8 protein-coding genes are annotated in these 8,245 nt (G+C 29.1%); 5 read left to right on the top strand and 3 right to left on the bottom strand.

The genetic code is table 11. From position 1 onward, the window contains the following. The first annotated feature begins 23 nt into the window (after positions 1–23). Entirely contained in the window at positions 24–1,196 is a 1,173-nt protein-coding gene (locus KPL55_RS15255; protein ID WP_216307603.1) for a cation:proton antiporter, read from the top strand. Between the two features lie 17 nt (positions 1,197–1,213). Next, positions 1,214–1,564, top strand: a complete 351-nt coding sequence (locus KPL55_RS15260; protein WP_216307604.1) for a hypothetical protein — start codon at positions 1,214–1,216, stop codon at positions 1,562–1,564. Between the two features lie 95 nt (positions 1,565–1,659). Here the strand turns inward: KPL55_RS15260 and KPL55_RS15265 are convergent, their stop codons facing one another. Further along, on the bottom strand, positions 1,660–2,811 hold the full coding sequence (locus KPL55_RS15265) for a Rossmann-fold NAD(P)-binding domain-containing protein (protein ID WP_216307605.1): 1,152 nt from the start codon (positions 2,809–2,811) through the stop codon (positions 1,660–1,662). Between the two features lie 339 nt (positions 2,812–3,150). On the opposite strand from KPL55_RS15265, the gene KPL55_RS15270 reads away from it, so the two are divergent. Together KPL55_RS15270 and KPL55_RS15275 are read left to right on the top strand one after the other, a co-directional pair. Beyond that, entirely contained in the window at positions 3,151–3,921 is a 771-nt protein-coding gene (locus KPL55_RS15270) for a polysaccharide deacetylase family protein (RefSeq protein ID WP_216307606.1), read from the top strand. Between the two features lie 96 nt (positions 3,922–4,017). Next, entirely contained in the window at positions 4,018–4,206 is a 189-nt protein-coding gene (locus tag KPL55_RS15275) for a hypothetical protein (RefSeq protein ID WP_216307607.1), read from the top strand. Between the two features lie 52 nt (positions 4,207–4,258). Here KPL55_RS15275 and KPL55_RS15280 read toward each other — a convergent pair whose 3' ends face one another. Then, the gene (locus KPL55_RS15280; protein WP_216307608.1) at positions 4,259–5,626 is read right to left on the bottom strand and encodes an MATE family efflux transporter; all 1,368 of its coding nucleotides are present in this window, start codon (positions 5,624–5,626) and stop codon (positions 4,259–4,261) included. 272 nt (positions 5,627–5,898) lie between these two features. Between KPL55_RS15280 and KPL55_RS15285 the strand changes: the two genes are divergently transcribed. Then, positions 5,899–6,750 carry a DMT family transporter gene (locus tag KPL55_RS15285; protein ID WP_246599540.1) on the top strand — a complete coding sequence of 284 codons (852 nt, stop codon included), beginning with the start codon at positions 5,899–5,901 and terminating at the stop codon, positions 6,748–6,750. Between the two features lie 36 nt (positions 6,751–6,786). Here the strand turns inward: KPL55_RS15285 and KPL55_RS15290 are convergent, their stop codons facing one another. Beyond that, a complete protein-coding gene (locus KPL55_RS15290; protein WP_216307610.1) occupies positions 6,787–8,058 on the bottom strand; it encodes a hypothetical protein in 1,272 nt (423 codons plus the stop codon). Positions 8,059–8,245 lie beyond the last annotated feature (187 nt).

Genomic DNA, 8,245 nt, shown 5'->3' on the forward strand with positions numbered 1-8,245 from the left:
TAAAATAAAAGAGGTGAGTAATTATGAATTCATTTGTAAGTTTAGGTACAGCATTAATTGTAGGTATAATTTTTGGTAAAATAATAAATAAATTTAAAATACCATCTGTTGCTGGTTACATAATTGCAGGACTTGTTCTTGGAGTTTCGGGATTTAAACTTGTTAATCCTGAGATGTTAGACAAGCTATCATTTATTAGTGATTTTGCATTAGGGGTCATTGCTTTTAATATTGGGAGTGAACTTGAATTATCAGTTATCAAAAAACTAGGTAAGTCCATTTTTATAATTGCAACATGTGAAGCCTTAGGTGCTTTTGTATTAGTTACAATTGCAATGTATGTTTTAACAAGTGATATAGCTATTTCTTTAATACTTGGTGCTGTAGCATCCGCAACAGCTCCAGCTGCAACAGTTATGGTTTTAAAAGAATGTAAGGCTAAGGGGCCATTAACTAGCACACTCCTTGGAGTTGTAGCTGTAGATGATGCAATATGTCTTATGATATACTCTATTGCCGCTTCCATTGCAAAGGTATTTATAAATCATCAACAAATAACAATAAATAAAGTTCTTATATTTCCGATAGCAGAAATATTATTATCACTTGCTCTAGGTTGTATTTTAGGAATAATTTTATGTTATCTACTTGATAAATCTGATACCAAAGAAGAAATTCTTGGATTTACTGCCGGAATACTTTTACTATTAATTGGTGCATGTACAATATTTAGTTTATCTTCACTACTTACTGCTATGACTATGGGTTGTATAGTTGCCAATGTATCATCACATAGCAAAAAAGTATTTTCAAGCATTGAGACCTTCTCTCCACCAATTGTTGCTGCTTTCTTTATATTAGCTGGGTGCAGATTAGATATTTCTTTATTACCACAAATAGGCGCAACTGGTGTTTGCTATTTTCTATTTAGAATGATTGGTAAAATTTCTGGAGCAACCCTTGGTGCTACGATATCAAAAGCACCTGAAACTGTTAAGAAGTACATTGGTTTCGGACTACTTTCACAAGTTGGTGTTGCTATTGGACTAGCTATAACGGTTAGTAAGGAATTTAGTGGAACTAAACTAGGTTCTTTAGTAATAACAATACTTTTAGCTACCACTATAATTACAGAATTAGTCGGACCAATATTAACTAAAAGTGCTATAATAAAAGCTAAGGAAGCTAATATTTAACGAAGGGGAGATAACTTATGTATGCAGTATTTATAATCTTAAGTAATGTAAGTAAATTAGATAATATTTCTAAGGTATTTTATGAAAATGGATGTGGTGCTACTACTATAGATAGCTGCGGAATTGGAAAAGTACTACTTAGAAATAATATTGACATTCCAATATTTGCAGGTATAAGAAACCTAGTTGAAGGATCAAAGCCATATAATAAAACAATAATAAGCATAATAAAACAAGAAAATAAGATGAGAACTATTGTAGATATTATAAATAAAGATTTTCTAAACGAACCCGATTCCGGAGTTATGTTTGTAATGCCGGTTTTAGAATGTTATGGTTTAAGAAATGATGAATATGAAAACTATTAGAGTTTAGTTGACTACACCAATATTTACTTTAAATCATATAATTTAAAGTAATATAATAAAAGCTATTGAATGCAATTTGCATTCAATAGCTTTTATTATATTACTACATCAATTATTTCATCTGCATAGTTATTTAAGCTTTCTTCAAAACATTCAATAGTTCCTCTATAGATTGCTCTATTAAAATAATCATTATTATACAAATTAAAGTCGCTGGTAGAATGTCCTATAAGATTTTGCACAATATATATAAGTTGTTTACCGTACAAATCCATACATCCCTTTGGGTTTACTCCAGGCCATGCGTTACAACTTACTACAGTTCTTTGATTAAGAGATTTCAACCACTCTGGCACAGAATTATATACATTATCACCAGGATAAATAACAATTTTATCAAGTGTTCCATGTGGTATTCCTTCTATTGCTTTTACCTGTGGTGGATAAATATCAGTCAAATATGGATCTGATGTTAAATCCAAAATTATAGAATGTTTCTTTAAATGCCCTAAAAGTTCATTACTTACAATATACTGGGTGGCGTCATCTCTAGTAGTAGCATCTACTAAAATATCAGTCTTTTTCAGTATCTTTATCATCTGTTTTTTATCATCTGTAATATTTCTAGGTAGCATATTAACAAGTACTCCCTTAGTTTTCTCTAGAAGTTTATTTTCATTTTCTTTGTTATATCCATATTTACCTGCTTGTCTTGCTGCTGTTAATCCTACACGTCCCATACCCATTATTGTTACAACTATAGGTTTTCTTTCCTGAGTACTTATGCTTTTATAATTTTGGGCAAGCTCTGTAAATGCTGCATTAATTCCATTTCCTGATGTCCCATCATAATCTACAACTATCCTTTCAGAAAAGTCATTTCTAATAGAATCCATAGAAACACCAAATATTCCTTTTTCTTTAAGCTTGTCTACCCTAGTTGATCTAGTTGGATAATGAAGCATACTTAATAAAATACTACCTTTTCTCATATAGTCAATTTCCTCAAACTCTGGTGACCGTAAAACTAAAACTATATCTTTTTCATAACATTCTCGGTTTGATACAAATTTTATTTTAGTATTTAATTTTAAATAATCTTCTTTTGTATACCCTAAAGCTGATCCATATCCCTCTTCAAGAAAGATTTGCACCTTTTCATTGCTAAGCATATTGAAAAACGACGGCAAAAAATCTCTTTTTTCATTTATTTCTTTGTGCATCCTTGGAAAACCTATAGTTTTCATTAACATCATCCTCCTAATTTTGTGCTCACGAAAATAACATTTTTAAATTGTTATCATTTAGACAATTTCTATGTGGTACAAAACAATTATAAAATGATAACATTATTAATCTGCGTATTTTAAAATTTTCTTTTTATTATAAATAAATTTTTTTATTTGAAAATTAGATATAGAGATAAAATGTTTTTTAGATTATTATATTAGTGTGTAAGACTGGGTGTTACTCTACTTTGACAAGTGACAATTTGGCCCGTATAATTAAGTTGTTACTTACTGTAACTCAATTATACAATGCAATTTGGAAATTTGCAATGTAATATTAGGAGGATGTGTTTATTTATGAAATATATTTTAGACGACTATATTCAAAAACCAAATTTCGATTTAATCTTAACTATGGATTGTGAAGGTTACAATTTTGACAAGAACTTAAAGAATAATGTATTAAATTTAGAGAAGCTATTGAAATTGAATACTGATAACAATATTTATACACTTTTATTTGTAACTCCATTTTTTGCGGAAATGATGAATAATTTAAATCTAATTGATAAAATTAAAAGTGATTATAAAGTCATATTCGGTTTACATATTCATCCAAACAACTTACCAGAACATATAAAAAAACTTTGCCCATTTATAAAAAATGATGAAGATTTAATAACATATTACTCTTATTCTGAGCAAAAGCTTATAATAAAACATTGTTATCAATATATTTCAAACCTCGGAATTAGCCCTATTGAAGCATTCCGCGGTGGTTATTTTTCAATAGATGATAACACAGCAAAAATAGTAAAGGAATTAACTGATATAAAATATGAATCTCATAATATATACAGACCTGAGTATAAACTAACTGAAAATGTATTAACATCTTTACCAGTATATACCTCAAATGAAAATACTGAGTTAAGACTAGAATATTACAGTATTGAGGAACTTTCTGAGATACTTACTTTGGGACTAAAAGAAAATAAAAAACTATTTGCTATAACCCATAGTTATTTATTAGATCCATCGGATATCCATTATAAGAGAGATAAGATAGAACAAAGTATTTATGAAAGAATGGAAGTTTTAATAGATGTTATGAAAAAGTATAAATAGAATTTATTTTTTTGTTTTTTCACAATTTAAGTATTTTTTTTCTTCTTAATACCAATACTATTACTATACTATTAAGAACTTAAGGAGGAATTAAAAATGCAAAAAAATGCAAAGCAGCACGTTCAAGATGCATGTGAAAAACTACAGAATTCAAGCACTTGTTTAACTGATGCGGTAAACACAGTGGAAAAGGAAGAAAATAAACAACAAATTCAGAATACTTTAAATCAGGTTCAGTCTGCATTACAGGCAGCTAATACCACACTTTCAAATTACAAAGAATAATAAACAATTATTTACCTAAAGGAGCTTGTAAAAACAAGCTCCTTTATTTTTCTTAATCATAATATGAAATAAGCTTTGTTTTATTTGATATCTTACTAAATTTATATTTAAAGATGACAAACATGAGAAGCGCATCTGTTCCCCACTGTAGAGCTGTAATCCACCATACCGCGGTAACTGGATATTTAAGTAGATAAATAAAATAATATGTTAATGGTAATCTTATGAGCCAGCTTGTAAAACAACAAATATAAAATGGACTCTTAACATCTCCTATTCCCTTTAATGCACCCTCAAATACAAGTGATATTCCGATAAATGGTTGTTCTAACGCTCCGATTGCAAGACACTTTCCAGCTAAATAAGCAACTTTCTTCTCATTTTCACCTAAAAATAAGTTTACCAAAATATTTGGCATAAATAAAAATATTATTGCAAATATACTCATCATAAATACAGAATAAAAAACGCAGTTTAAAGCGGCTGCTTTTGCATTTTTGTAATCCCCCTTTCCTACATTGTGACCTACTAAAGTTATAACAGCAATACCGAATCCAAAACTTGGCATAACTGAGATCCCCTCTATCATATTTGCTATTTCATCAGCAGCAAAGGATGCACTTCCTGAGCGAATTATAATAGCAACACAAATTAACTTGCTAATACTAAACACCGCTTCTTCCAATGAGCAAGGAATAGCAAGTATTAATATCTTTTTCATATCTTTCAAGGATATCAAAAAAAAACAAAATGGGTTAAACTTGATTTTCGTCTTAAACACAATATAATATAAAGAAAAAATAAACCCACACAAATAAGCAATTGTAGATGCTATAGCAGATCCATCTATCCCTTTTGCTTTAAACACTATACCAAAAATCAATAAATAATTTAAAATTATTTTAAATGAAATTACAATCAAGGAGCATATAAATGGTATAAAAGTGTTCCCATATCCTATTAAAATAGAATTCAAAAGCCTCATATTCATTGAAAAAAATATAGCTAACGAATTTATTTTTATAAATGAGTAACCAATTTCTAAAATTTTATTTCTAGCTCCTAATACGTATAATAGCTCTTTTCCAAAGAAAAAAACTATTATTGTAATGATTAAACAAAACCCAGTTCCTAACATATATCCTATTGATGCGAATTTTTCAGCACTTTTATATTGTCCAGCACCCACTAGTCTCGAAACCAAGGACACAATACTTATACAGAATCCCCCCGAAATAAATATTCCTATAAATGCATTTGTCAAATTATTGCTTAACCCAACAGCGCTTACTGCTATATTTCCACCAAATCTCCCTATCATCATTAAATCAAAAATAGACATTAACGTATATATTGTTATTTCCGCAACTACCGGTAGCGACGTATTGAGGACTTCATTTGATATGTTCTTACTTACCATGCAAAAGCTACCTCCTAGGAATTAATTTCATTATTAAGTATATTAATTAAATATATTTTAATGTACTATTTTTTAAAACCATTAAAATTCACTACTAATTTATTCTCTGAATATAATAAAAATAAGGATACCTTTTTAAGTATCCTTATTTTTATTATTAATATATTATCTTAATTTATTTTTAAATTGTTTTTTTTATCCATTTGTGTTTAACTTAAAATAATGATTATAAAGGAGTTGGTATTTTGCGTAACAGAAGCATTTACTTGTTAATGATATTATCCACATTATTTTGGGCTGGTGCATTTATAGCTGGAAAACTTTCCGTGCCATTTATTCCGGTGTTTACTTTAACATTTTTAAGGTTTTCTATTGCAACTGTCGTTCTATATTTTGTAGTTAAAATCAAGGATAAATGTAATTATAAATTAATACAAAAAGACATTCCTGTATTTTTATTTACAGGATTAATTGGAATATTTGGCTATCATGTTTTCTTTTTTACTGCATTAAAATTCACTACTGCTATAAATTCTTCATTAATTGGAGCAACTAATCCTATAATAACATCAATTTTATGTATTGTATTTTTAGGTGATAAACTAACTTATAAACGATTTATTGGAATAATTTTATCTTTTACGGGTGTATTTTTGACAATAACTAATGCAAATTTTTCCACTATAACTAATCTTTCTTTAAATAAGGGTGACTTATTAATGCTTATTGCAGTTTTCATGTGGTCAGCATATGCAGTGTTTAGTAAAAAAGTTTCACATAAATTTTCCCCATTAATACTAACGTTTTATAGTTTTCTATTTTGTAGCATATTCCTAATTCCTTTTGTTATATTTGAACGTCCTTGGATCTTCATAAATCAACTTCCATACTACTCCATTTTGGCAGTTATATACATGAGTATATTCGCCTCTGTTATTGGATACCTAGTACAGCAAATCTCCATAAAACAAATAGGGCCAGTAAAAACTTCAATTTTTATTAATTTGGTACCTATTTTCTCTATTATACTTTCAGTCACTATACTAAGAGAAACTTTATCAATTATAAAAATTTTTACAACCTTACTAATAATTATTGGTGTATACATTTGTCAAAAGAATTGATATATATAATAACAACAGTGCACTTATTGATTCACTTTAAGATATATAATTGTTATCATGATCTAATTTACTAACACCAAGCGCATGATTGGACCAAAGTGTGTCTACAACCATTTCTGATAGTGTTTCTTTGCACTCAACAATTAAAACAACTTCTGGTTCTTTTATACTTATTCTCATAGACAAATAACTTTTTAGATAAATATACTTTATAACAACGCCTGAAGCTAATCCAAAAGCTAGACCAATTATACCCCACCAGACTGGCCCCCACTTTAATACAAACCCATAGATACTTCCAAACAGCATAAATATTGCACCTAAAATCGATGCCAAATCTATCAAACTTACACTATCAGAATGATGGATTGTATCTAACATTTTGAACTTCTCGTTTGCCTTGTCTACAGGAACAGCAAAAATATTTTCTTTTTGAACACCTTTCATTTGGATCGAAGTGATTGCTATTTCTAAATTAATTGAGTAATCAAAAGTAGATATAATATACATGTTATCACCTCTATCTTCTCTTTTATTATATGGAATTTTAAAATTCTTATCTTGATAATTCTGTTTTAAAAATTTAGATTGCTCCCAGTCATACAAATTATTTTCTTCTACACAGTTAGCATACGCATCGTACATTGCATAAACATAAATAGATGGTATGTTTAAATACCATTGCCAATTAACAACAGACTTAGCCATATCCAATTTCCCCATTAATGTATACTGAATTGCCGGAAGAAGATGCGAAAAATATGCGACCACTATCCATGAAACAAGAAGGAAAACAGCTACAATAGTTCGATGTATATATATTTGACCTGCTCCTGGGCTTAGTAATGACCATATTGCAGCAACCCAAGGTGTCCTTTTATCTAAAAAATTAATCTCCAGTGCTCCTATTTTAAATGGTTCTACCACTATATCCTCTTTGACTGCTAAAATAAAAACATTATTTATATCAACAGTAGCTCTATAACTATCATAAATAGCAAAAATATATGTTGGTATATAAAGTATCGCCCAATTAATATCTATAACATTTTTTGCCATCTCAATTTTTCCTGTTAATGAATATAATATTGCAAGGTTAACGTGTGCCTGGTAATTTATAAATACCTCCCACAAAAACAAAAGGAACCCCGTTATATATTTCGATAATAGTAGATGTCCAAGTCCCGGAAAAGCTGCAGACCAGCACGAAATCACATACGGATTTCTTAAATGCAGAGTTGTTGTGCCAGATAAACTTACATATGCTCTTTTTCTGCGTGGTGTATTACCAAATTTATAATTATTCATACTAAACCCCTTATTAAATTCCAATTAAGCTAATTCAAACTAAAGTTAGTATTTCCTTTTATTTATTAAATAATGCAAAATCGAGTAGGAGCTAAATAATTAATTTATTTAGCGACCTCTCACACCACCGTGCGTACCGTTCGGTACACGGCGGTTCAATAAGAATTACCTAATCATAAATTTTTCA

Source organism: Clostridium lacusfryxellense, assembly GCF_018861735.1.
Lineage (GTDB): Bacteria > Bacillota > Clostridia > Clostridiales > Clostridiaceae > Clostridium_AD > Clostridium_AD lacusfryxellense.

Coding starts and splice junctions, on each gene's coding strand:
- KPL55_RS15255 (WP_216307603.1), top strand. CDS start 24: ATGAATTCATTTGTAAGTTTAGGTACAGCATTAATTGTAGGTATAATT.
- KPL55_RS15270 (WP_216307606.1), top strand. CDS start 3,151: ATGAAATATATTTTAGACGACTATATTCAAAAACCAAATTTCGATTTA.
- KPL55_RS15285 (WP_246599540.1), top strand. CDS start 5,899: ATGATATTATCCACATTATTTTGGGCTGGTGCATTTATAGCTGGAAAA.
- KPL55_RS15260 (WP_216307604.1), top strand. CDS start 1,214: ATGTATGCAGTATTTATAATCTTAAGTAATGTAAGTAAATTAGATAAT.
- KPL55_RS15290 (WP_216307610.1), bottom strand. CDS start 8,058: ATGAATAATTATAAATTTGGTAATACACCACGCAGAAAAAGAGCATAT.
- KPL55_RS15280 (WP_216307608.1), bottom strand. CDS start 5,626: ATGGTAAGTAAGAACATATCAAATGAAGTCCTCAATACGTCGCTACCG.
- KPL55_RS15275 (WP_216307607.1), top strand. CDS start 4,018: ATGCAAAAAAATGCAAAGCAGCACGTTCAAGATGCATGTGAAAAACTA.
- KPL55_RS15265 (WP_216307605.1), bottom strand. CDS start 2,811: ATGAAAACTATAGGTTTTCCAAGGATGCACAAAGAAATAAATGAAAAA.